Source organism: Cupriavidus sp. GA3-3 (genome assembly GCF_000389805.1).
GTDB classification, from domain to species: Bacteria; Pseudomonadota; Gammaproteobacteria; order Burkholderiales; family Burkholderiaceae; genus Cupriavidus; species Cupriavidus necator_D.
Window position 1 is genome coordinate 82,504 of the sequence record NZ_KB944470.1, and the last position, 22,639, is coordinate 105,142.

The window sequence follows — 22,639 nt, forward strand, 5'->3', positions numbered from 1 at the left end:
CTAGGTGCGCCCGCGCAACGGCCTGAGCAGATGCGACAGGCCGTTGTGGTCCAGCTCATGCATCAGCGCCAGCAGCGCGCCGATCTGCCCCGGCGGGAAGCCCTCGCGCGCGAACCAGTTCAGGTAGTTGCCTGGCAGGTCGGCGATCACCGTGCCTTTGTGCTTGCCAAAGGGCATGGTGACTGTGACCAGCCGCTTGAGGGCGTCGGCGTCGAAATCGGTCATGGGTGGGCGGAAAGTCGGAAGGCTCCACGCTATCACAGTCAGAATGCGCTCGTGATGCCGATTCGACCAAGCCGTTGAACGTCTTCCCCGGCAAGCGGTGGACGTCGCGGATCCGGGCGGGCGCACTACCTGGCCGTCATTTCCCACTTTCTCGCGAGTCCAAGCCGCTCGAATCGTTCGAACAGGAAGTCGATGAAGACGCGAATCCTGGCCGGCTGGTGGCGGCGGCACTGATACGCGACGTTGATCGTCAGCTTGGGCAGTTGCCAATCCGGCAGGACCGGCACCAGCCGGCCGGCAACGATGTCTTCGTAGATGATGTAGAGCGGCTGTACCAGGATGCCATGGCCCGCCAGGGCCGCTGCGCGGATCACCTGGCCTTCATTGGAGTCGAGCACGCTGGTCACAGGTACGGTTGCCGTTTCGTCGCCTCGCCGGAAGTGAAGCAGGTAGGGATCATTGGCAAGGTTGTAAATGAGCATCTGATGCTGCCGCAAGGCATCTGGCGCATCTGGCATGCCGCGCTCGGCAAGGTAGCCAGGCGACGCCGCCAGTACGCGGCGCGTCTCGGCCAGTTTTCGCACCGTAATCCCTGAATCCCCCTCATGTTCGCGTGTCCGGATGGCCACATCGATCCCGGCCTCGATAAAGTCAGGGTAGCGATTGGCAGCAATGATCTGGACCGCCAGGTTCGGATAGCACGCCCGAAATGCCGGCAATGCCGGCGCGAGATGGATCATCGCGAAGGATGCCGATGCGGTCACGCGAAGAACGCCGGTTGGATTGAGCGTGGCCTCGTTGATGGCGGCCTCGGCTTCGGCCATTTCAGCCAGCATCGCGGCACAGCGCCGGTGATACTCACGGCCGGCATCCGTGAGCCAGAGCCGGCGCGTGGTGCGCTCGACCAGGCGCGCTCCCAGGCGCTCTTCCAGCGCATTGAGGCAGCGGGTGGCTGCCGCACTCGACATGCCGAGTTGCTCCGCCGCCTTTGTGAGGCTGCCGAGTTCCGCAACCTGCACAAAAAACTCAATCTGCGTCCACTTGTCCATCAATTCTTCCGGCTAGAGGAGAACACTACTTCGCTTCCACCTCTTTTTACCTGTGGAGGAAGGAATTAATGTTAGCAGCAAGCGAGAAGCAGAAAACATGCGGAGACACCCGGAATGCGAAACCTCAATGAAGACACGATCACGCAGGCGGTGCTTGCGTCGATGGCGAACTGCCGCGATGCGCGCCTGCGCACCGTGATGACCAGTCTCGTCCAGCATTTGCATGCCTTCGCGCGTGATGTGAAGCTGAGCGAGGAAGAATGGTTCGCGGCCATTCGTTTTCTGACTGCGGTGGGCCATATCACCGATGACAAGCGCCAGGAATTCATCCTGCTGTCCGATGTGCTTGGCCTGTCGATGCTGGTGACGGCACAAAACAACGTGAAGCCGGCAGGCTGCACCGAGTCCACTGTATTTGGCCCGTTTTACGTGGAAGACAGTCCCGCGTACGACAGCGGCGCGGATATCTCGAATGGCGCGCAAGGCGAGCCCTGCTTTGTGCGCGGGCAGGTGCGGGACTGGGAGGGGACGGCCATTCCGGATGCCTCCATCGAAGTCTGGCAGGCGGACCAGCACGGCCACTATGACGTGCAGATTCCGGGCCCTGACGGCGAGCATACCCACCGTGCGCGCGGGCGTTTGCGAACCGGCGAAGACGGCAGGTTTTCGTTTCGCTCGATCCTGGCCGAACCCTATCCGATTCCGCATGACGGCCCGGTCGGCGCGCTGCTGGAGGCGCTTGGCCGCCATCCCTGGCGGCCTGCCCACCTGCACTTCATGATCAGTGCACCGGGTTGCGAGACGCTGATTACCCATGTCTTTCGCGACGGTGACCGCTACCTCGACTCCGACGCCGTGTTCGGCGTGCGCTCGACGCTGGTGGCTGACTGGGTGCAGCACCCGCCGGGCATTGCGCCTGATGGCAGCTTGCTCGAGGACCCTTACTACACCCTCGATTTTGATTTTGTCCTGAGCCGCGCGCACGAACGGAAATGATCAGGCACATCGTCATGTGGAAGGTGAAGGGTGAGACGGCGCATGAACGGGCTGATGCCCAGCAACGCATCAAGGCGGCCTTCGAGGCCTTGCCCGGCCGCATTCCAGGTCTGCGCCACGTGGAGGTCGGCATCGATGTGAGCCGCGTTGACTATGCCTGCGACACGGTGCTGCTTGCCGAGTTCGAATCGCTCGCGGCGCTCAAGGCCTACGCCGATCACCCGGAGCACCTTCGCGTCCGCGAGCAGCTGGCAGGGCTGCGCATCGCCCGCCACCAGGTCGACTACACCATTGATTGAGGGATGCAATATGGAAACAGCACTGGAATTCGTCTACCAGGCAGCGCCTGCCAGAGTCGTTTTTGGCGCGGGTAGCCTGCAGCACCTGGAGCGCGAGATCGGCTTGCTCGGCGCGCAGCGCGCGCTGGTCTTGTGCACGCCCGAGCAGCGCGATGGGGCGCAGGCAATCATGGCATCCCTTGGCCAGCGCGCGGCAGGCCTGTTCGACCGTGCAGTCATGCATGTGCCGATCGACACGGCCCGGGAAGCACGCGAGCTTGCCCTGGCCTGCAATGCCGACTGTGCCATCGCGTTTGGCGGCGGTTCGACGATCGGGCTCGGGAAGGCGATTGCCCTGGAAAGCAGCATTCCCATCCTGGCGATCCCCACCACCTATGCCGGCAGCGAGATGACCCCGATCTACGGCGTTACCGAGGGCGGGGTCAAGCGTACCGGCAGCGATATGCGGGTGCTGCCACGGGCGGTGATCTACGACCCGGAACTGACCCTGACCCTGCCAGTCGACCTGTCCGTGACCAGCGGCATCAACGCCATCGCGCATGCCGCCGAGGGACTCTACGCCAGCAATGCCAATCCGATCACCAGCCTGATCGCTGAAGAAGGTATCCGTGCCCTGGGCCAGGGCTTGCCTGGCATCCATCGCGACGCCGCCGATATTGTGGCCCGCGGCCAGGCGCTCTACGGTGCGTGGCTGTGCGGAATGGTCCTGAGCAACGTCGGCATGGCACTGCACCACAAGCTTTGCCACACACTCGGTGGCAGCTTCAACCTGCCGCACGCCCAGACCCACACGGTGGTGCTGCCACACGCACTGGCGTTCAACGCGGACTTTGCGCCGCAGGCAATGCAGCGGATCGCCCGCGCCCTGGGCACTGACAATGCCGCGCGCGGCGTCCATGACCTGGCGAGCAAGCTCGGGGCGCCGACGTCGCTGCGTGAACTCGGCATGGCGCACGCAGACCTGGACCGCGCCGCGGAGATCGCCAGCGCCAATCCCTACTGGAATCCGCGCCCGATTTCCCGGGAGGACTTGCGTGCGCTGCTGCAGGACGCCTTCGACGGAACGCGTCCGTAATGCGCAACTCGCCGAGCTGCCACGGGACAGCGGCCCCCAAAACCAATATAGATGGAGACAAAGCATGAGCATCAATCCGAAGCAAACACCCGAGCCGGCCGCAGAAATCTTCGACGTAGCCGTGATCGGATATGGCCCGACCGGACTCGTCGCGGCCTCGCTGCTGGGCGAGGCTGGCTACAAGGTGGTTGTCATTGAACGCTGGCCCACGCCTTATGGCCTGCCGCGCCTGACCCATATCGATGGCGAGACGGCACGGATCGTCCAGGCGTGCGGAGACGTTGACCAGGCCCTGCGCGATGCCTGTGGGCTGGGTCCATATCAGTATCGCAACGCCGACGATGAGCTCCTCATTGAACTGGACTGGACCGGGCACGCGTGCGGCTTCCCGGCCCATATCTCGATTTACCAGCCCGATATCGAAGACGCCATTCATCAGCGCGCGGCAAGCTTTCCCGGGGTCGAGATCCTTCGCGGCTGGGAGGCAGAGACGCTCAGGCAGGACGAGGATGGCGTCAGGATCTCCGCGCACCTCTGGCGCGGCGCGCAGGACTCGCAATGGACGACACCGTCGCGCGAGTTCATCGCAAAGTACGTCATTGGCGCCGACGGGGCGAACAGCTTTGTCCGCCGCAGTCTGTGCATCGAACGCGACGACTTCGGGCAGAACGAGCGCTGGTTGAACCTTGACTCGGAGAACAAGCGGGACCTTGGCGAGAAGTTCTCGCTCACGACCATCTATTGCGACCCGGCGCGGGCCCATATGTACATGCCGATCGGCACCCGGCGGACTCGCTTCGAACTGCGGGTGCTGCCTGGCGAGGATACTGCCTACTGGGAGGACGAGGCCGTCGGCTGGCGCTGGCTGAAGGAGCAGCATGGCCTGGGCCCGGAAGACATGCGCCTGTTGCGCCATGTCGTCTACACGTTCGAAACCCGCATGGCGCACCGGTGGCGCGACGGGCGGATCTTCCTGGCCGGCGATGCCGCGCATACGATGATGCCCTATATGGGGCAAGGCGCGTGTTCGGGCATGCGAGACGGCATCAACCTGGCCTGGAAGCTGGACCTGGTGCTCAGTGGCCGAAGCGCGCCGGGTCTGCTGGATACGTATGAAGAAGAGCGCAGGCCCCACGTCAGCAAGATCATGGAGATGGCGAGATTCCTTGGCAAGGTTGCCAACGAAGACGATCCGCAAAAGGTTGCCGAGCGCGACGCCGCATTCCGGGCCCGGTCGATCCCCCCGATGCCGCCGTTTCCGAGGCTCGAAGCCGGCATCGTGCATGCGGAGGTGGGTGGCAGCCTGTTGCCCGCGATCGGCACGCCCGCTCCGCAGGGACGCGTGCGCAAGGGGGAAGTCGAAGGGCGCCTCGATGACGTGGTCGGTCATGGCTTCCTGCTGATCGCTCTTGACGATCCGTTGCGCTACCTCGATGAAGGCCAGCTCGGTTTCCTTGAGCAACTCGGCTGCCATATCGTCGTGCTGTCCGACGCGGCGTCGATACCCGGGGCAGTGGTGGAACTCAATGGCGCGCAGGCAGCGTTCATGCGCGCGCATGGCATGCAGGCTTACATCAGCCGGCCGGACTTTGCTGTCTTCGGCGGCGTTTCCGACCTGGCGCATCTGCCCGGCCTGGTCGATTCCCTGCGCCAGAAGCTGCACTGGCGCGGTGCGGCGCAATCCAGCATGCTGGCCGGGACCAGCGCAGCGGCTGTTTCGTGAGCGCGGGAGCCATGATGACGACAACGGTTTCTTCGGCAGCGCTTGCGTTCCAGCGGGCGATGCCGGTCACACGCTTGCTGGATTGCGGCATGGACTATGCCGACGCCGTCCGGCTGTTCGACGCCACCAGCCGGGGAGAGGATTGGGATCGCGTGGCCGAGTCGCTCGCCGATGCTCAGCTGGAGCGCGCCGAGCATGCTGCCAGGGCCGGCCACCTGGTGACAGCCGCCCAGGCCCAGTCCATGGCGATTGCCGACCTGGTCTTTGCGCAGATGGCCTTCAATCACGACGCGCCACGCAAACTCGGCTTGTACAGTCGCCTGGTGGCTGCGACGCACCAGCTTTGCCACTGGTCCGCACAAGGCCTCGAGCGCGTTGAGCTTTCATTCGCAAATGGTCGCCTGACAGGGTGGCTGATGCGCCCGCCAGCCGGCCACGCGCGCGGCACCGTGCTGCTCTTTGGCGGGCAGAGCGGCTGGGGGGTGGCATACCTGCCGCTGGCGCGGGCCCTGGCGGAACGCGGTCTCGCCACGCTGATGGCGGAAGGCCCGGGGCAGGGCGAAACCCGGCTGGTCCACGGCATTCATGTCGACGTGGATATTCCCGCGGCCTACCGGTGCTTTGTGTCACGGATAGCCGAGGATGCATCGCTTGGCGTCCCCGGCATCTGGGGGAACAGCGTGGGCGGGCTCTGGGCGGCAGCCACGGCAGCGACGGACGACAGGATCCGGGCGTGCTGCATCAACGGTGCCCTCGCAGCTCCCACACTGCTGCCGTTCCGGACGTTCGAGGAGCAGGCAGCCGCCATGCTGGGCAGCACGAACCAGGCAGCCATCCAGGCCAATTTCGAACGCATGCGCTTTCACTCGCACCGCGACAGGATCGCTTGCCCGCTGCTCGTGCTGCATGGCGGCGAGGATCCGTTGGTGAAGCTGGAAGACCAGCAGCCGTTCCTGGACGCGGCGCTCACGGACGACGTGACGCTACGAATCTGGCCGGATGGCGAGCATACGATCTACAACCACGCGGCCGAGCGGACTGCACTGGTGGCGGATTGGTTCGCGGACCGGCTCTGCTGAATGGACGCCGCGCGCCGTCAAGCGCGCCGGATCTTCGCTTCTTCCACAGCCGCGCGCACGCACTCGGCCAGCAACTCTGACGCGCGGGTGCGCGTCGCGCGGGCCGTGCGCGCGATCACCAGCGGCTGGCGCACGGTATCTTCCCGTATCGGCTTTTCCACGACGGCGGTGATCTGGGACGACGCCGGCGCCTGCGTGATCAGCAGCGCCGCGCCCAGTCCGTTCGCCACCATGCCGCGCGCCAGTTCCAGCGAAGTCGCGCGGTAGCGCACCTCGGGCTGCAGCCCGAATTGCCAGAACGGCGCCATCAGGAATTCACGGCTGTGCGGCAGGTCGATCAGGATCAGCGGTTCCTGCGCCAGTTCGTGCAGCGACAGGCTGCCTTTGCGCCTGGCCAGCCGCGAGCCCGCGGGCAGCAGGCCGTAGGGCCGCAGCTCTGCCAGCAGTTCGCGCTCGATGTCTTCGGGCATGCCTACGTCGTAAGTCAGCGCCAGCTCGATCTGCCCGCCGTGCAGCCAGTCTTCCAGTTGTGCGAGATCCCCTTCGACAAAGCGTACCGACAGTTTGGGATAGCGCTCGCGTGCCAGGCGCAGCACCACCGGCAGATAGACCGGCGCCAGCATGCGGAAGACGCCGATCTGCACCTCGCCCGCGGCGGCATCGCCGCTCTTGTCCACTTCAAATGCCGTTGCTGCTCCGAGGATGTGGCGCGCTTCCGCCAGCTTGCGTACGCCGAAGCGGGTCAGGGTCATCCTTGCGCCGACATCACGGGCGAACAAGGCTTCCTCGAACAGCGTCTCCAGTTCGCGGATGGCAACGGAGATGGAGGGCTGCGAGACGTTCAGCAGCCGCGCAGCCGCCGTGGTGCTGCCGGTTTCGGCCGCCGCGGCGAAGTAGCGCAACAGCCGCAAGGAGACGCGCATCAGAAAATCCTATAGGTGCTAGTCGAATTCAATATTTTACTTGATAGCCTGCGCTGCGCAGAATCGGTGTCACTGAAACGCAAGCCCGCGGGTTTGCAAGCCTGGAGGCCAAGACGTGACTCATTCCGACCTGCCGCTTGCCGGCATCCGCGTGATCGATTTCTCGCGCGTGCTGGCGGGCCCTTACTGCACGGCGCTGCTCGGCGACCTTGGCGCAGAGGTGATCAAGATCGAACCGCCTGGCGGCGATGACTACCGCGCGGTCGGTCCCTTCGTCGATGGCAAGAGCGGTCTGTTCTCTGCCATGAACCGCAACAAGCAGAGCATCGTGATCGACCTGAAGACGGCAGCGGGCCTGGAGCTGGCGCGCTCGCTCTGCGCCCGGGCCGACGTGGTGGTCGAGAACTTCCGCCCGGGTGTCGCGGACAAGCTGGGCATCGGCTATGAGGCGCTGCGTGCGCTGAATCCGCCGGTGGTCTACGCCAGCGTGTCGGGCTTCGGCCAGACCGGGCCGGAATCGCACCGTCCGGCCTACGACATCATCCTGCAGGCAATGTGCGGGCTGATGGATGCCACCGGCGCCCCGGACGGCGCCCCGACCATGCTGGGCGAGGCCGTCTCTGATGCGGTCAGCGGCCTGTTCGCCTCATGGGGCGTGCTGGCCGCGCTGCTGGCGCGCGAGAAGACCGGGCGGGGCACGCATGTCGATGTCTCGATGTTCGACGCCACCCTGAGCCTGAGCGCCACCCTGGTCGCGCGCTATGCCGCGACCGGCCTGGCGCCGCTGCGCGTCGGCAACCGCCATCCCTCGTCCGCGCCGTTCGGCGTGTACCGCGCCGCGGACGGCTTCTATGTGGTGGCGGTGCTGAACAACAAGCTGTTCCAGGCGCTGGCCAATGCCATCGGCCGGCCGGAGATGGCGCAGGACCCGCGCTTTGCCGACGACGAGACGCGCTGCCGCTTCGAGAGCGATCTGCGCGCCGGTCTCGAAGCCTGGTCGGCCAGCCGTTCCGTGGCCGAGGTGAACCGCCTGCTGAGCGAGGCGGGCATCCCTGTCGCGCCTATCCGCAACGTCAAGGAAGCCCTGGAGAGCGACCATGCCGCCCACCGCGGCCTGCTTGCCGAAGTGCCCGGGCCGGAGGGCGGCACCGTGCGGTTGCCCTCGCAGCCGGTGAAGTTCTCCGGCTACGGCGCCAATCGCGTGACGCCCGCGCCGGCGCTGGGGCAGCACACCGAAGCCATCCTGGCCGAGCTGACCAACGCTGCCACGGCGCATCCGCAAGTGTTCAGCAAGGAGAAACAACATGCATAAACGACTGGGCGTAGAGCCGGGCGATCTTGAGATTGCCGATGCCATCGGACGCTTCGCGCAAAGCGAACTGGCGCCGAAGGCGGCCGAGGTGGACCAGGCCGAAGCCTCCACCACGTGCTATGTGCCGCAACTTGCCGAGCTCGGCCTGATGGGGATGAACCTGCCGGAGCGCTGGGGCGGGACCGAGACTTCGCCGGTGGCACTGATCCTGTCGTTGGCGGAGGTTGCCAAGGCCTGCGCCTCGACCTCGTCGATGATCGGCGCGCACTACCTGGCTACCGATTCCATCCTGATCGGCGGCGACGACAGCCTGCGCGAGCGCTACCTGCCGGATGCGGCCGCCGGCGGCAAGCTGGGCGCCTTTGCGCTGACCGAGCCGCGCGCCGGCTCCAACCCGGCGGACATGGCCACGCGCGCCACCCCGGAGGGCGACGGCTACCGCCTGCGCGGGGTCAAGCACTTCATCTCCAATGCGGACGCTGCGGACTTTATCGTCGTCTACGCCAAGACCGATCCCGCCGCCGGCACGCGCGGCATCAGCGCCTTCGTGGTGGACCGGCACAGCGAGGGCGTGCAGATCGCGCCCGCCGAGAAACTGATGGGAATTCGCGGGGCGCCGGCCCATGAGGTGGCGCTGGACTGCTTCGTTCCCGCCGCCAACCGGCTGGGGCCGGAAGGCACGGGCTTCCGTACCGCGATGAAGGTGCTGGACAACAGCCGCCTGGACGTGGCTGCCACCAGCCTGGGCATTGCCGAGGCAGCGCTGGCGTGCGCGGCGGACTGGGCCAGGCAGCGCCAGGTCGGCGGCGAGCCGCTGGCGCGCAAGCAAGGCCTGCAATGGATGTTTGCCGACATGCGCACGCGGCTGGAGGCGGCCTGGCTGCTGACCCTGCAGGCGGCGGTGCGGCGCCGGGACGGAGAGCCCTTCACCGAGCAGGCATCGATGGCCAAGCTCTATGCCTCGGAGATGGTCGGCTTTGTCACCGACGCCGCGCTGCAGATCCACGGCGGCTACGGCTTCACGCGCGAAATGCCGCTGGAGCGCCTGGTGCGCGATGCGCGGATCCTGCGCATCTATGAAGGCTCGTCGGAAATCCAGCGGACGGTGATCGCGCGCGCGGTGCTGGCGTAAGCGCCGCTGCAGATCCGACGGTGGGGATCAGGGCGTGGCAGGCGTGTCGGGGCTGTCAGGCGTGGCGTCGGGCGCGGCAGGGGTGTCAGGCGTGGCAGCGGGCGTGGCGGGCTTGGCTTTCCGCGGCCGGGTGCCCGCACCGCGGCGGGCCTTCAGCTGCTGGGCCCGCTTGGCATCCGCCAGGCTGACGACGCCGGCCTCATTGCCCTCCAGGTCCAGCCGCTTGGCGCCTTCCACCATGCACGACCAATAGCGTGCGCCGCTGCACCAGGTGCGGATCGCTTCACGCAGCTCCGCCTCGGTCAGGGCCAGCTTGCCCGCATGCTGGGCCAGATCCTCGAACGTGCCGACCTTCAGCGGCACCTTGGGCGCCGGGTTCTTCGGAAACGCCTTGGGGAAGTGCTTCTGCAGCCGGGCAATGGAATGCACCACAGGATCGACGGGCGGCTTCGCGGGTGCCGCAGCCTGCGCGGCAGCCGGCGCAGGGCGCTGGCGCTTGCCTTCCGCCCGTGATTCGGCCTTTGCCTTGGATTCGGCCTTTGCCTTGTTTGCCAGTTGATCCCTTAGTGCTGCGAGTTGTTCAAAGCCCATGATATTTGCCGTTCTGTGAACCAGAATTGTAGCAAGGCTGGGCCAACGACAGGTTTGGCGGCATTTTGCATGCGGCGGGCATGGGTCGAATACGTCTCTCGCTGCCGCAAGGCGGGGCCGGACAGAAGGGCTCTCGGCGGGGGCGCCCTCACGTGATTGCCCTGAGCAGGCGGACCATCCGTTCGAAAATCGAGGAGCAGCGGTGGATTCCCATGCCATGAACGGTGAAACGCCAGACGCGTCGCATCCGCAGCAATCCCGTGCAGAGCTCACGCTTGCTGCGTTGGGCGTGGTCTACGGCGATATCGGCACGAGCCCCCTTTATGCGGTCAAGGAGACCTTCAATCCAGCCCACGGGATCCCGCTCGTAACCGAGAACATACTTGGCGGTATCTCCGCGATCCTCTGGGCGCTGATGTTGGTGGTTTCGCTCAAGTATGTGATCCTCATCATGCGGGCAAACAACAGGGGCGAAGGTGGCATCATGGCACTGCTCGCGCTCGCCCTGTCGTCCGTGAAAAAGGTCGGTCGCTCGCCGACGCCGATCCTGCTGGTGGGCCTGTTCGGCGCGGCGCTCTTCTATGGCGATGCCGTGCTGACACCTGCCATGTCGGTGCTCTCGGCGCTCGAAGGCATCGAGGTGGGCACTACCGCGCTGCAGCCTTATGTCTTGCCGGCATCCGTGGGTGTGTTGATCGCGCTGTTCCTGTTCCAGCGGCATGGCACCGCCGCCATCGGCGCGCTGTTCGGGCCTGTCACGATCGTGTGGTTTCTCGCCCTGGCCGCCGCGGGCATCCACGGCATCGCCCGGTATCCCGCAATCCTGGGCGCGCTCAGCCCGCTGCACGCGCTCGGCTTCGTCACGCAGCACGGGTTCGCCTCGTTCGCGGTGCTTGGGGCGGTGCTGCTCGCGTTCACCGGTGCCGAAGCGCTCTACGCCGATATGGGGCATTTCGGCAGTGCCCCGATTCGCCTGGCCTGGTTCGGGCTGGTATTCCCGGCGCTTGCGCTCAACTACCTGGGGCAGGGCGCGCTGATCATTGTGAATGCAAAAGCAATCGAGAACCCCTTCTACCTGCTGTATCCGTCGTGGGCCCTTTATCCGATGGTTGCACTCGCGACAGCGGCAACAGTGATCGCGTCGCAGGCGACGATTTCGGGTGCCTACTCGCTGACGAAACAGGGAATCCAGCTGGGCTATCTGCCACGCATGAACGTGGTGCACACATCGGAGCGAGCGATCGGTCAGATCTACATACCGACTCTCAACGGGATGTTGCTTGTTGCGGTTCTGGTTGCCGTGCTCGGATTCGGATCTTCGTCCAATCTTGCTTCGGCGTACGGGGTCGCGGTCACCGGCACGATGTTGGTGACGACGCTTCTCACCTTCTTTGTGATCCACTACGGTTGGCGCTACAACCTGCTGCTAAGCCTTGTCGCAACCGGCTTCTTTATTGCGGTGGATATGGCTTTCGTTTCCTCCAGCCTGTTGAAAGTTGCCGAAGGGGGCTGGTTCCCGCTCGTTGTCGGGGCTGGGATATTCGTCGTGATGCTGACATGGGTTCGCGGCCGGCAAGCGCTGTTGGAGCGGCTCCAAAGTACCGACGTGCCCCTCAAGTCGTTCCTGGATTCGCTGTTTCTCGCACCACCACCGCGCGTGCCCGGCACGGCGGTGTTCCTCACCCCGACACCGGATGTGGTGCCACACGCGTTGATGCATAACCTCAACCATAACAGGGTGCTACACGAGCGCGTCGTGTTTCTTACCGTGAGAATGAAGGATGTGCCATCGGTGCCGGCGACCGAGTGCGCAGCCGTTGAGCCGCTCGGACACGCCTGCTACAGGATAACGCTGCGCTTCGGCTTCATGAACCGGCCCGATGTCGCGCAGGCGCTCGGCGCTCTGCCTCCGGCGGCTGGCCTGGAGTTTGACATCATGGACACCTCGTTTTTCCTGAGTCGCGAGGCCATCGTCGCTGCAGCCGGCGGTCCCAGTGGCATGGCGTCATGGCGTGAACGTCTGTTTGCCACGATGAGCAGGAACGCCGGCAATGCTGCTGATTACTTCAACATACCGGCAAATCGCGTGATCGAGATTGGCACGCAGATCAAGATCTAGATCGCCGGCGGTACCTGTTCTGCAAAGGACTCCGTGCCCCAGGCGTCCCGTACCTCGGCAGCCAGTTCATCGGCGCGCCCTTGATAGCGTGGCGAAAAATGGAACGGCGTCACCGCGCGTGCGCCTATGCTGCGCGCAATCCGCCCGGCCTGGGCGGCGGTCAGGTGGTTCTTGCGCAGGCCGTGTGCCCGGTCGACATCCAGGAACACGCTCTCGATGAAGAGCTGGTCGACGCCTTGCATCAGTTGCGACAATGCTTGCACGTTCGCGCTCGTATAGCGCAGGTCGGTCACGTAGCCGATGCGCAGGCCGGGCTCGGTATCCAGGATCAGCCGGCTCAGCTCGCCGACCGTTCGCGCCGATGCATGGTCGCCGCTCCTGTCCCGCCATTGCACAAGGATCGGGGAATCTGCGGCCGCGCCGGTCAGGACCGCATGCTTGAGTTCGCGCAGCCAGGCGCCGGTGGTCAGGCCCGATGCAGCCAGGCGCTCCTTGTTGACGCCGAGCCGGGCCCTTTCCTCCACCAGGTAGGCCAGGCATGGAATCCCGTGATCGACAAAGCAGGCGCGCACCCGGAACGTCGCTTCGTCATGCACGATATCGCCGGCCCTCTCGACACACGCTTCGGCCTCCCTGGCAAAGCCGTGCCGGCTGGAAAAGCAGGCGTGCCGCATCTGCCCGTCCAGTCCAAGTTCGGCCACTTCGATGACCAGCTCGGTGGCGTAGCGATGCACCACGTTCCAGGTATAGGCAAGCAGCTTGTGCTCGACCTGTGCCAGGAATCCTGGCCCGCCGACCAGCACGAGGCGCGGCTTGCGCCCGAGCAGCACACGCAGCAGCTTGTCGAAGCCAGAGAAATGATCCATGTGCGCATGCGTGACAAATACATGCGACAGGCGCATCAGCTCGCGCGGCATCAGCCGGGCGATGTCGCCCAGGTCGAACAGCAGCGCGCGCCGTTCGTCCAGGAAGTCTACGAACAGCCCCGGATCGCCAAAGGCATCGTTGACGAGGCGGGCTTCCAGCAGGGGGCGCATGTTCACTCGCGGTGCGACCGACGCTAAGGCTCAGGCAAGGGCGCACTGGTCCGGCTGCCGGTCACCGCCCGGTCAGCTGGCGCAGCAGCTTCTGCACGATCCGCTCATGCTGTTCCAGCGCCGCGTCAAGCGTCTGCGCGCCAAAGCTTTCATTGTCCTGCTCGGCCAGCCCGGTCACGCGCGTGATGAACAAGGGGGTGTCCGTCGGCGCGGCCTCCGACACGCCCCGGAAGCGGGTCGTCACCGTGCCGCCGGACTGCTCCAGCAGGGTGCGGCGGAATACCAGGTCGTTGTCCGCCATCCAGCGCGACCATTCGTCGTGGTCGGCTACCTGCACTGGCCGGTTCTTCTCATCAAGGATATAGAAGCGGCGCCATTGCTGTGGATCGTGACGAGGCTTCATCGACTACCACCTCCGTGTGGTTGTGGCCCGCTTGTCACCCGGGCCCGACGGCCAATGTGCTTTGCAAGCGACTACCGCGCAACGCAAGTGCACGATCTCAACGCCGCCCTGCAGCTAGTCTATTTGACGGATGCGTTCATGCCAGCGCGCCGTTGCGTGCCACGACCCGGCCGGCCGACACCACCAGTTGCCGCACCGGCCTTGCCACGACCGCCTCGGCCACTGTTTGCGCGGCGACCAGCACCAGGTCCGCCCGGTCGCCCGGCGCCAGGCCATAGCGCTGGAAGCCGCATGCGCCGGCGGCCGCGTGCGTCACGCAATCGAGCGCAAGCGCGAGTTCGTCATCGCGGCGGAAGTTGTTGCGCAGGCCGATCAGCATGGCCCGCTCCAGCATGTCGGGCGAGCCGTATGGGGTCCAGGTATCGCGGATGCCGTCGTTGCCGCCGGCAATCCTGACGCCTGCCGCGCGGCACGCGGCGACCGGCGGCACCGGGCGCGACGGCGGTGCGGTGGTGACGATGACAACCCCAAGGTCGGCGATGCGCCGCAGCAGCGCGTCGCGCTCGCGATCGGCAATGTCGCCCAGGCAGAACGCATGGCTGACCGTGACCATGCCGCGCATGCCCAGCGTGGCCGTGCGTTGCAGGATCAGGTCGAGGGAATAGGCGCCCATGGTGCCGGGCTCGTGCAGATGGATGTCGAGCGGGCGGCCATGGCGCTGCGCGAGGCCGAACAGGACATCCAGTGCGCGCACCGGGTCGCCTTCGATGGCGCACGGGTCCAGCCCGCCGAGGATGTCGGCGCCATCGCGCAGCGCCGCATCCAGCAGCGCTTCCGTGCCGGGGCGCCCCAGCACGCCCGACTGCGGGAACGCGACGATCTGCATGTCCATCTGCGCGGACAGCTGGTCGCGCGTGGCAAGTACTCCTTGCAGATGGCGCAGGCCCGCGTCGGTGTCGATATCGACGTGGGTGCGCAGCCGCGTGGTGCCCGCCGCAAGGAAGGCGCGCGCCAGCGCCAGCGATTGCGCGCGGGCATCGTGGCCGGTGGCGGCGCGCCAGCGGCGCTCGTTGTCGATGCGGTCGGTCAGGTTGGGGCCGACCTCATTGCGATACCAGGGCATGCCCCACAGGGTCTTGTCCAGGTGGGTGTGCGCCTCGACCAGGCCGGGAAGCGCCAGCGCGCCGGCGCCGTCCTCGACCTGGCATCCGGCCGGCGCCTCAAGCCCGGCGCCGATGCGCGCGAACTGGCCGTCTGCGATCAGGATATCGACCTGGTTCCCGGCTGCGAGCCGGACATTGCGGACCAACAGTTGATTCATTGCATCTTCCGTTATTTCAGGATGAAGCCGCCTTCAGGACGGCGGGGCTTGTCTCTCGGCACGGTTCAACGCTGCGGGGCGCGCATGCCGCCGCGCGGCAGGCAGCCGAGCAGCCTGTCGAAGGCCGGCGCGATGTCCTCCTCCGGCACGCAGGCATACCCCAGCAGCAGGCCTCGCTGCACGGCATCGCCGATGAAATAGCGCGACAGCGGCCGCACCATGATGCCGCGCGCGCGGGCGGCGGCGGTGATGGCCACGTCGTCGGCATCGTCGGGCAGGCGCAGCACCAGGTGAAGGCCGGCATTGCTGCCGTGCTCATGCAGCGCGCCGGGGCCGAGATAGCGCTCGATCAACGCGGCCAGGATGGCGCGCCGTCGGGCATACAGCGGCCGCATGCGGCGGATGTGGGCGGCATAGTCGCCGGCCTGCATGAATTCGGCGACGGTTGCCTGCGTCATCAGGTGGCCGGCCCGGTATAGCTCGGCGTGCGCGGTCTGGAAGGCGCCGGCCAGGCTGCGCGGCAACACCAGGTAGCCCATGCGCAAGCCCGGATAGAGGGTCTTGCTGAAGGTGCCGATATAGATCACCGGCGCATCCGGTTCCATGCCCTGCAACGACGGGATCGGCTGCCCGGAAAAACGGAACTCGCTGTCGTAGTCGTCCTCCACGATCCAGCTGCCGCGCTGGCGGGCGTACTCCAGCAGCGCGCGCCGGCGCTTCAGGCTCATCACGGCGCCAAGCGGGTACTGGTGCGAGGGCGTGACAAAGATAAAGCGCGGCGCGGGCATCTCCCCGCCGGCCTCCGTGTCGGGCAGCGTCAGGCCCTCGTCGTCCACCAGCTTCGGCACCATGCCGATATCGCTGACCTGCAGCACGCCGCGGATTCCCCAATAGCTGGGTTCCTCCACCCACGCCTGGTCGCCGGGCGAGCCCAGCATCCTCACCACCAGGTCGATGGCCTGGTGTATGCCCTCGGTGATCAGCACCTGGTCCGGATCGCAGCGCACCGAGCGCGCTACCCGCAGATGCGCCGCCAGGGCTTCGCGCAGCGCCGGCAGCCCGCCGCCATGGCTGTAGCTCAGCCACTCCGGGTGCGGGTTGCGCCACACGCGGGCCGAGATCTGTGCATAGCGGCGATGCGGGAAGCGCGTGACGTCGGGAACGCCCGGCATGAATGCGCCCCATTGCGTGGGCGAGGCCGAGGCATTGGCCAGCAGCCGCTGTCCGCGCGGTGACAGCCCGGGCATGGCCTGCGGCCCGACCTCGGTCGCCGGCACCGCGGCGGCGTTCAGGTAGCGCTCCGGCGCGGTGGCGGCAACGAAGGTGCCGCTGCCGGTGCGTGCATACAGGTAGCCCTCGGCCAGCAGCTGGTCGTAGGCAAACATCACCGTATTGCGAGACAGCCCCAGTTCGGCGGCCAGGTCGCGTTGCGGCGGCAAGCGGGTGGCCGGCGCAAGGCTGCCGTCCTGTATCGCGCCGCGGATGCATTCGTAGAGGCCGCGGTTGAGCGGTTTGCCCAGTGCCGCCGTGCCTTCGGGGCCCAGGCGCTGGAGCAGCTGGTCGCCGCAGATCGATTTCAAATTGGCACCATCGGAATTGCGAAAGCGGTACTGGATTATAGGGCCAAGGCCGGTTGAAATGGCTGTCATCGCTGGGCCCCTGCCAGCGGTGCCCGTTTCGCGAGTCGGCCGGTGCCGACAGTCCTTACCGCACAATGACCATGAAAAACCTCGAACTGAACCAACGTCGTACCCTCGCGACGCCGCGCGGCGTGGGCGTGATGTGCGATTTCTACGCCGACCGCGCCGAGAACGCCACGCTGTGGGACGTGGAAGGCCGTGCCTACACGGACTTCGCCGCCGGCATCGCCGTGCTCAACACGGGCCATCGCCACCCGCGCGTGATGCAGGCCATCGCCGCGCAGCTGGAGCGTTTCACGCATACCGCCTACCAGATCGTGCCCTACCAGGGCTATGTCACGCTGGCCGAGCGCATCAACGCGCTGGTGCCGATCCAGGGCCTGAATAAGACGGCCCTGTTCACCACCGGCGCAGAGGCCGTGGAGAATGCCATCAAGATCGCCCGTGCGCATACCGGCCGCCCCGGCGTGATCGCCTTCTCGGGCGCCTTCCATGGACGCACGCTGCTGGGCATGGCGCTGACCGGCAAGGTGGCGCCGTACAAGATCGGGTTTGGCCCGTTCCCCTCCGACATCTACCACGCTCCGTTCCCCAGCGCGCTGCATGGCGTCAGCACTGAGCGGGCGCTGCAGGCGCTTGAAGGCCTGTTCAAGACCGATATCGATCCGGCCCGCGTGGCCGCGATCATCGTTGAGCCGGTGCAGGGCGAAGGCGGCTTCCAGGCGGCGCCGGCCGATTTCATGCGGGGGCTGCGGGCCGTATGCGATCAGCACGGCATCGTGCTGATCGCCGATGAAGTGCAGACCGGCTTTGGCCGTACCGGCAAGATGTTCGCGATGTCGCACCATGACGTGGAGCCGGACCTGATCACCATGGCCAAGAGCCTGGCCGGCGGCATGCCGCTGTCGGCGGTCAGCGGCCGGGCCGCGATCATGGATGCACCGCTGCCCGGCGGCCTCGGCGGCACCTATGCCGGTAATCCGCTGGCGGTGGCGGCGGCGCACGCGGTCATCGACGTCATCGAGGAAGAAAAGCTGTGCGAGCGCTCTGCCAGCCTGGGCCAGCAGTTGCGCGAGCACCTGCTGGCGCAGCGCAAGCACTGCCCCGCAATGGCCGAGGTGCGCGGGCTGGGTTCGATGGTTGCCGCCGAATTCTGCGATCCCGCCACAGGCCAGCCCAGCGCCGAGCATGCCAAGCGCGTGCAGACGCGTGCGCTGGAAGCCGGCCTGGTGCTGCTGACCTGCGGCACCTACGGCAATGTCATCCGCTTCCTCTATCCGCTCACCATCCCGCAGGCGCAGTTCGACGCGGCGCTGGCGGTGCTGACCCAGGCGCTGGCCGAATAAGGGGAACACATGGAACTCCAACATACCGCGCTGTTGCGCAGCCATTGCCTGATCGACGGGGAATGGACCGGGGCGCAAAGCGGCGCAGAGCTCGCCGTCTGCAACCCGGCAACCGGTGAACGGATCGGCTCGGTGCCCCTGGCCGGCGCGGCCGAAGCCGAACAGGCGGTGCGCGCCGCCGAGCGCGCGCTGCCGGCGTGGCGCGCACAGACGGGCAAGGCGCGTGCCGCCGTGCTGCGCCGCTGGGCCGACCTGATGCTGGCGCACCAGGAAGACCTGGCCCGGCTGATGACCGCAGAGCAAGGCAAGCCCCTGCCCGAGGCGCGTGGCGAGGTGGCCTATGCCGCGAGCTTTCTCGAGTGGTTTGGCGAGGAAGCCAAGCGGGTCGATGGCGAGGTGCTGGCCAGCCCGCGCAGCAGCCAGAAGATGCTGGTGCTGCGCGAACCGGTGGGCGTGTGCGCGGCCATTACGCCGTGGAACTTCCCCGCGGCGATGATCACGCGCAAGGTCGGCCCGGCGCTCGCCGCCGGCTGCACCATCATCGTCAAGCCGGCCGAACAGACGCCGCTCACGGCGCTGGCGCTGGCCGTGCTGGGCGAACAGGCCGGCGTGCCGCGTGGCGTGCTGCAGGTGGTGACCGGCGACGCCGTGCAGATCGGCGGCGTGCTGTGCGCCAGCCCGGTGGTGCGCAAGCTCAGCTTTACCGGCTCGACCGCGATCGGCAAGCTGCTGATGGCGCAGTGCGCAGGCACCGTGAAGAAGCTCTCGCTGGAACTGGGTGGCAATGCGCCGCTGATCATCTTCGATGACGCGGACCTGGATCGCGCGGTCGAGGGCATCCTTGCCTCCAAGTTCCGCAACAGCGGCCAGACCTGTGTCTGCGCCAACCGCATCTATGTGCACGACCGCGTCTACGACGAGGTCGCGCGCCGGCTGGTCAGCGCGGTCGAGCAGTTGCGGCCGGGCCATGGCGTCGACAGCGGGGTCACGCAAGGCCCGCTCATCGACGCCGACGCGGTGGCCAAGGTCGAAGCGCATATCGCCGACGCGCTCGCGCAAGGCGCCACGGTGCTGACGGGCGGCCAGCGCCATGCGCTGGGCGGCACCTTCTTCGCGCCCACGGTGCTGGCCAATGCGACTGCGTCGATGCGGGTCGCGCGCGAGGAGACCTTCGGCCCGCTGGCACCGCTGTTCCGCTTCACCAGCGAAGCAGAAGTGGTGGCGATGGCCAACGATACCGAATCCGGGTTGGCCGCTTACTTCTTCTCGCGCGACATGGCGAAGATCTGGCGCGTGGCGCAGGGGCTCGAGTACGGCATGGTCGGCATCAATACCGGGCTGATCTCCAATGAGGTGGCGCCGTTCGGCGGCGTCAAGCAATCGGGGCTGGGCCGGGAAGGCTCACGCCATGGCATCGACGAGTATCTGGAGACGAAGTACCTCTGCATGGAAGTCGAATAACAACAATGGGGTGAGGAACACCCCACCACCAGGGCGGGGCACGGCGCACCCACGCAGTGCGCTGGCCCCACGGAGACAAGACAGTCCGGCGAATGCCGGTGCCAGGTGGGCGACTCCGGTGCAAGACCTGCGCAAACTTCCAGGAAACGGAAGGGGGCGGACAGGACGCGCGCCGCGATCGGCCCAACGCCAATGGCACGCATATTGCGGACTGGGAAGTGCCATCCGTTGCTGTCAGCGGATGCCATTTCTTCTATCGATGAGGGTACAAAGATGCGTTCCACTGCTATCCGCAGCCTGCTTGCAGTCGCCATGCTGGCGGCCTCTTCACTGGCACTTGCGCAAGGCGCCCGCGACTGGCCCAGCCAGCCGGTGCGTATTGTCGTGCCGTTCCAGGCCGGCTCGGCCACAGACCTGATCTCGCGGCAGATCGGCCTTGGCCTCGGCAAGGAATACGGCCAGACCTTCGTGGTTGAAAACCGCCCGGGCGCCGCCGCGATGATCGGCAGCGAGGCGGCCGCGCGCGCGCCGGCCGATGGCTATACGCTGCTGATGTCCGGGCCGGCGTCGATGGTGACCAACCGGTTCCTGTACAAGAAGCTCAGCTATGACCCGGATGCGTTCGAGAAGGTGGCAGTGGTCGCGGTCACGCCGAATATCCTGTTGTCCAACCCCTCGCTGCCGTTCAAGACGCTGCCCGAGATGGTCGCGTATGCCAAGGCCAATCCGGGCAAGCTGACCTATGCCTCGTTCGGTGCCGGCACCACCTCGCATATCGCCGGCGAGATGCTGAAGGCCGCGGCCGGCATCGATATCGTCCATGTGCCGTACAAGGGCGCCGGCGAAGCGATCCCGGCGCTGCTGTCGGGCCAGGTGTCGATGTATTTCGACACCATCATGACCGGCCTGCCGTATGTGAAGGCCGGCAAGCTGCGCGCGCTCGGCATGTCCACCGCAAAGCGCTCGCCCAACGCGCCGGAGATTCCGACGATTGCCGAGCAGGGTTATGCCGGCTTCGATATCGCGCCGTGGTACGGCATTGTCGCGCCCAAGGGCACGCCCGCCGACGTGGTCAGCAAGCTCAATGTCTCGATCAACAAGCTGCTCAAGGCGCCGGAGTTCCGTGAACGCCTGGCTGCCACCGGCGCCGAGCCGCGCGGCGGCAGCGTCGGCGATTTCAGCGCGATGGTCAGCGCGGAGATCCCGCGCACCGAAAAGCTGGTCAAGCAGTCCGGCGTGACCCTGCAATAAGCCGCGTGCAGCAACCCTGGGGCGCCGCCCGCGCGCCCCTTTACCTGTTCTGAATGGAGTTCCCGATGTTGCCTTTCGACTGGACCTTTCCCTACCCGTCGCAAAAGATGCCGCTGCTGGCCGCCAACGCGGTCAGCACCAGCCAGCCCCTCGCCGCGCAGGCGGGGCTGCGCATGCTGTACGAAGGCGGCAATGCCATCGACAGCGCCATTGCCAGTGCGATTGCGCTGACCGTGGTGGAGCCGGTGATGAACGGCATTGGCGGGGACATGTTCGCGCTGGTCTGGCACGAGGGGCAGCTGTACGGGCTCAACTCCAGCGGCCGGGCGCCGGCGCGTTGGACCCTGGATCATTTCGCCGGGCACGACAGCATGCCCCAGGTGGGCTGGGATACGGTCACCGTGCCGGGCCAGGTCGCGGGCTGGAAGGCGCTGTCGGCCCGCTTCGGCAAGCTGCCGTTCGCGCGGCTGTTCGCGCCGGCCATCGAGTACGCTGAACAGGGCTTCCTGGTGTCGCCGCAGATCGCACGGCAATGGGCCGCACAGGTGCCGGTGCTGGCCGGCCAGCCTGGCTTTGCCAAGGCGTTCCTGCGCGACGGCAGGGCACCGCAGGCGGGCGAGCGCTGGCGCTTCCCGGAGCAGGCCGCCACGCTGCAGCGCATTGCCGAGAGCGATGGCGAGAGCTTCTACACGGGTGAACTCGCCGCGCGCATCGTCGCGTTCGCCGAGGAAACCGGAGGCGCCATCCGTGCCGACGACCTGGCCGCACATCGCGCCGCCTGGGTCCAGCCGATGGCGCAGCAGTTCCGCGGCTACACGCTCCATGAAATTCCCCCGAACGGCCAGGGCATCGCCGCGCTGATCGGCCTTGGCATCCTGGACCGCTTCGACGTGGAAGGCATGGGCTGCGACAGCGCCGGCTTCTATCACGTCAGCATCGAGGCGATGAAGCTGGCCTTCGCCGACCTGCACCGCCACGTGTCGGACCCGTCCACCATGCAGCACGCGCCCGCCGCCTTCCTGGATCCGGCCTATCTTGCCGAGCGCGCGGCGCTGATCGACATGAAACGCGCCGGCACACCTACCGCTGGCATCCCGAAGAGCGGCGGCACCGTCTACCTGTCCAGCGCGGATGCGGCGGGTTCGATGGTGTCGTATATCCAGTCCAACTACCGCGGCTTCGGCTCCGGCGTGGTGGTGCCTGGCACCGGCATCGCGCTGCATAACCGCGGCGCGGGCTTCAACCTCAAGCCCGGCCACGCCAACTGCGTGGCGCCGGGCAAGCAGCCGATGCACACCATCATCCCGGGCTTCGTCACCCGCAATGGCGAGCCGGTGATGTCATTCGGCGTGATGGGTGGCTCGATGCAGGCACAGGGCCACGTCCAGATGATGGCGCGGCTTGCCGCCTTCGGCCAGAATCCGCAGGCCATGAGCGATGCCCCGCGCTTCCGCGTTGAGCACGGGCCGGTGGTCAATGTCGAGGCGCATCTGCCGCCGGATGTGGTCGCCACGCTGCGCGGCATGGGCCATCGCGTCGAGGTGGCGCCGCGCGACAGCCTGGAGTTCGGGTCGGCGCAACTCATCTACAAGGCGCCGGACGGCTACATCGCGGCCTCGGACTCGCGGCGCGACGGGCAGGCAGTGGGGTTTTAGGG

20 protein-coding genes are annotated in these 22,639 nt (G+C 66.6%); 12 read left to right on the top strand and 8 right to left on the bottom strand.

Features of this window, described 5'->3' with window-relative positions; all coding sequences use genetic code 11:
• On the bottom strand, positions 1–225 hold the full coding sequence (locus C265_RS09455) for a DUF3820 family protein (RefSeq protein ID WP_010809686.1): 225 nt from the start codon (positions 223–225) through the stop codon (positions 1–3).
• 125 nt (positions 226–350) lie between these two features.
• A complete protein-coding gene (locus tag C265_RS09460; protein ID WP_010809687.1) occupies positions 351–1,274 on the bottom strand; it encodes a LysR family transcriptional regulator in 924 nt (307 codons plus the stop codon).
• 114 nt (positions 1,275–1,388) lie between these two features.
• Here C265_RS09460 and C265_RS09465 point away from each other — a divergent pair, with 114 nt between their 5' ends.
• The 5 genes from C265_RS09465 (at position 1,389) to C265_RS09485 (ending at position 6,446) form a co-directional block, all read left to right on the top strand.
• Positions 1,389–2,270 (top strand): intradiol ring-cleavage dioxygenase, encoded by an 882-nt coding sequence (locus C265_RS09465; RefSeq protein WP_010809688.1) that lies wholly within the window; start codon positions 1,389–1,391, stop codon positions 2,268–2,270.
• The gene (locus C265_RS09470) at positions 2,267–2,569 is read left to right on the top strand and encodes a Dabb family protein (protein WP_010809689.1); all 303 of its coding nucleotides are present in this window, start codon (positions 2,267–2,269) and stop codon (positions 2,567–2,569) included. The genes C265_RS09465 and C265_RS09470 overlap by 4 nt, the downstream gene beginning before the upstream one ends.
• A gap of 10 nt (positions 2,570–2,579) precedes the next feature.
• Complete coding sequence (locus tag C265_RS09475; protein ID WP_010809690.1) at positions 2,580–3,644, top strand: maleylacetate reductase; 1,065 nt, start codon at positions 2,580–2,582, stop codon at positions 3,642–3,644.
• A 64-nt stretch (positions 3,645–3,708) separates the two neighbouring features.
• Positions 3,709–5,367, top strand: a complete 1,659-nt coding sequence (locus C265_RS09480) for a bifunctional 3-(3-hydroxy-phenyl)propionate/3-hydroxycinnamic acid hydroxylase (RefSeq protein WP_010809691.1) — start codon at positions 3,709–3,711, stop codon at positions 5,365–5,367.
• A gap of 11 nt (positions 5,368–5,378) precedes the next feature.
• On the top strand, positions 5,379–6,446 hold the full coding sequence (locus C265_RS09485) for a S9 family peptidase (RefSeq protein ID WP_011616923.1): 1,068 nt from the start codon (positions 5,379–5,381) through the stop codon (positions 6,444–6,446).
• A gap of 17 nt (positions 6,447–6,463) precedes the next feature.
• Here the strand turns inward: C265_RS09485 and C265_RS09490 are convergent, their stop codons facing one another.
• On the bottom strand, positions 6,464–7,369 hold the full coding sequence (locus C265_RS09490) for a LysR family transcriptional regulator (RefSeq protein ID WP_010809693.1): 906 nt from the start codon (positions 7,367–7,369) through the stop codon (positions 6,464–6,466).
• 115 nt (positions 7,370–7,484) lie between these two features.
• Between C265_RS09490 and C265_RS09495 the strand changes: the two genes are divergently transcribed.
• Together C265_RS09495 and C265_RS09500 are read left to right on the top strand one after the other, a co-directional pair.
• On the top strand, positions 7,485–8,681 hold the full coding sequence (locus tag C265_RS09495; RefSeq protein WP_010809694.1) for a CaiB/BaiF CoA-transferase family protein: 1,197 nt from the start codon (positions 7,485–7,487) through the stop codon (positions 8,679–8,681).
• Entirely contained in the window at positions 8,674–9,813 is a 1,140-nt protein-coding gene (locus tag C265_RS09500; RefSeq protein ID WP_010809695.1) for an acyl-CoA dehydrogenase family protein, read from the top strand. Before C265_RS09495 ends, C265_RS09500 begins: the two co-directional genes overlap by 8 nt.
• Before the next feature lie 27 nt (positions 9,814–9,840).
• Here C265_RS09500 and C265_RS09505 read toward each other — a convergent pair whose 3' ends face one another.
• The gene (locus C265_RS09505) at positions 9,841–10,404 is read right to left on the bottom strand and encodes a ProQ/FinO family protein (protein WP_010809696.1); all 564 of its coding nucleotides are present in this window, start codon (positions 10,402–10,404) and stop codon (positions 9,841–9,843) included.
• A gap of 217 nt (positions 10,405–10,621) precedes the next feature.
• On the opposite strand from C265_RS09505, the gene C265_RS09510 reads away from it, so the two are divergent.
• On the top strand, positions 10,622–12,523 hold the full coding sequence (locus tag C265_RS09510) for a potassium transporter Kup (RefSeq protein WP_010809697.1): 1,902 nt from the start codon (positions 10,622–10,624) through the stop codon (positions 12,521–12,523).
• Here C265_RS09510 and C265_RS09515 read toward each other — a convergent pair.
• The 4 genes from C265_RS09515 to C265_RS09530 form a co-directional block, all read right to left on the bottom strand.
• Positions 12,520–13,560 (bottom strand): MBL fold metallo-hydrolase, encoded by a 1,041-nt coding sequence (locus tag C265_RS09515; protein WP_010809698.1) that lies wholly within the window; start codon positions 13,558–13,560, stop codon positions 12,520–12,522. The two genes, C265_RS09510 and C265_RS09515, sit on opposite strands and share 4 nt — an antisense overlap.
• 61 nt (positions 13,561–13,621) lie before the next feature.
• Positions 13,622–13,963: a hypothetical protein gene (locus tag C265_RS09520; RefSeq protein WP_010809699.1), complete on the bottom strand. Its 342-nt coding sequence runs from the start codon at positions 13,961–13,963 to the stop codon at positions 13,622–13,624.
• Between the two features lie 136 nt (positions 13,964–14,099).
• Entirely contained in the window at positions 14,100–15,284 is a 1,185-nt protein-coding gene (locus tag C265_RS09525; RefSeq protein ID WP_010809700.1) for an amidohydrolase family protein, read from the bottom strand.
• Positions 15,285–15,349: 65 nt separating this feature from the next.
• The gene (locus C265_RS09530) at positions 15,350–16,864 is read right to left on the bottom strand and encodes a PLP-dependent aminotransferase family protein (protein WP_010809701.1); all 1,515 of its coding nucleotides are present in this window, start codon (positions 16,862–16,864) and stop codon (positions 15,350–15,352) included.
• Between the two features lie 140 nt (positions 16,865–17,004).
• Here C265_RS09530 and C265_RS09535 point away from each other — a divergent pair, with 140 nt between their 5' ends.
• The 4 genes from C265_RS09535 to C265_RS09550 all read left to right on the top strand — a co-directional run bounded on the left by C265_RS09535 (position 17,005) and on the right by C265_RS09550 (position 22,637).
• Positions 17,005–18,270 (top strand): 4-aminobutyrate--2-oxoglutarate transaminase, encoded by a 1,266-nt coding sequence (locus tag C265_RS09535; protein ID WP_010809702.1) that lies wholly within the window; start codon positions 17,005–17,007, stop codon positions 18,268–18,270.
• 9 nt (positions 18,271–18,279) lie between these two features.
• A complete protein-coding gene (locus C265_RS09540) occupies positions 18,280–19,731 on the top strand; it encodes an NAD-dependent succinate-semialdehyde dehydrogenase (protein ID WP_010809703.1) in 1,452 nt (483 codons plus the stop codon).
• A gap of 273 nt (positions 19,732–20,004) precedes the next feature.
• Positions 20,005–20,982 carry a tripartite tricarboxylate transporter substrate binding protein gene (locus C265_RS09545; protein WP_010809704.1) on the top strand — a complete coding sequence of 326 codons (978 nt, stop codon included), beginning with the start codon at positions 20,005–20,007 and terminating at the stop codon, positions 20,980–20,982.
• A 65-nt stretch (positions 20,983–21,047) separates the two neighbouring features.
• Positions 21,048–22,637 carry a gamma-glutamyltransferase family protein gene (locus tag C265_RS09550; RefSeq protein ID WP_010809705.1) on the top strand — a complete coding sequence of 530 codons (1,590 nt, stop codon included), beginning with the start codon at positions 21,048–21,050 and terminating at the stop codon, positions 22,635–22,637.
• Positions 22,638–22,639 lie beyond the last annotated feature (2 nt).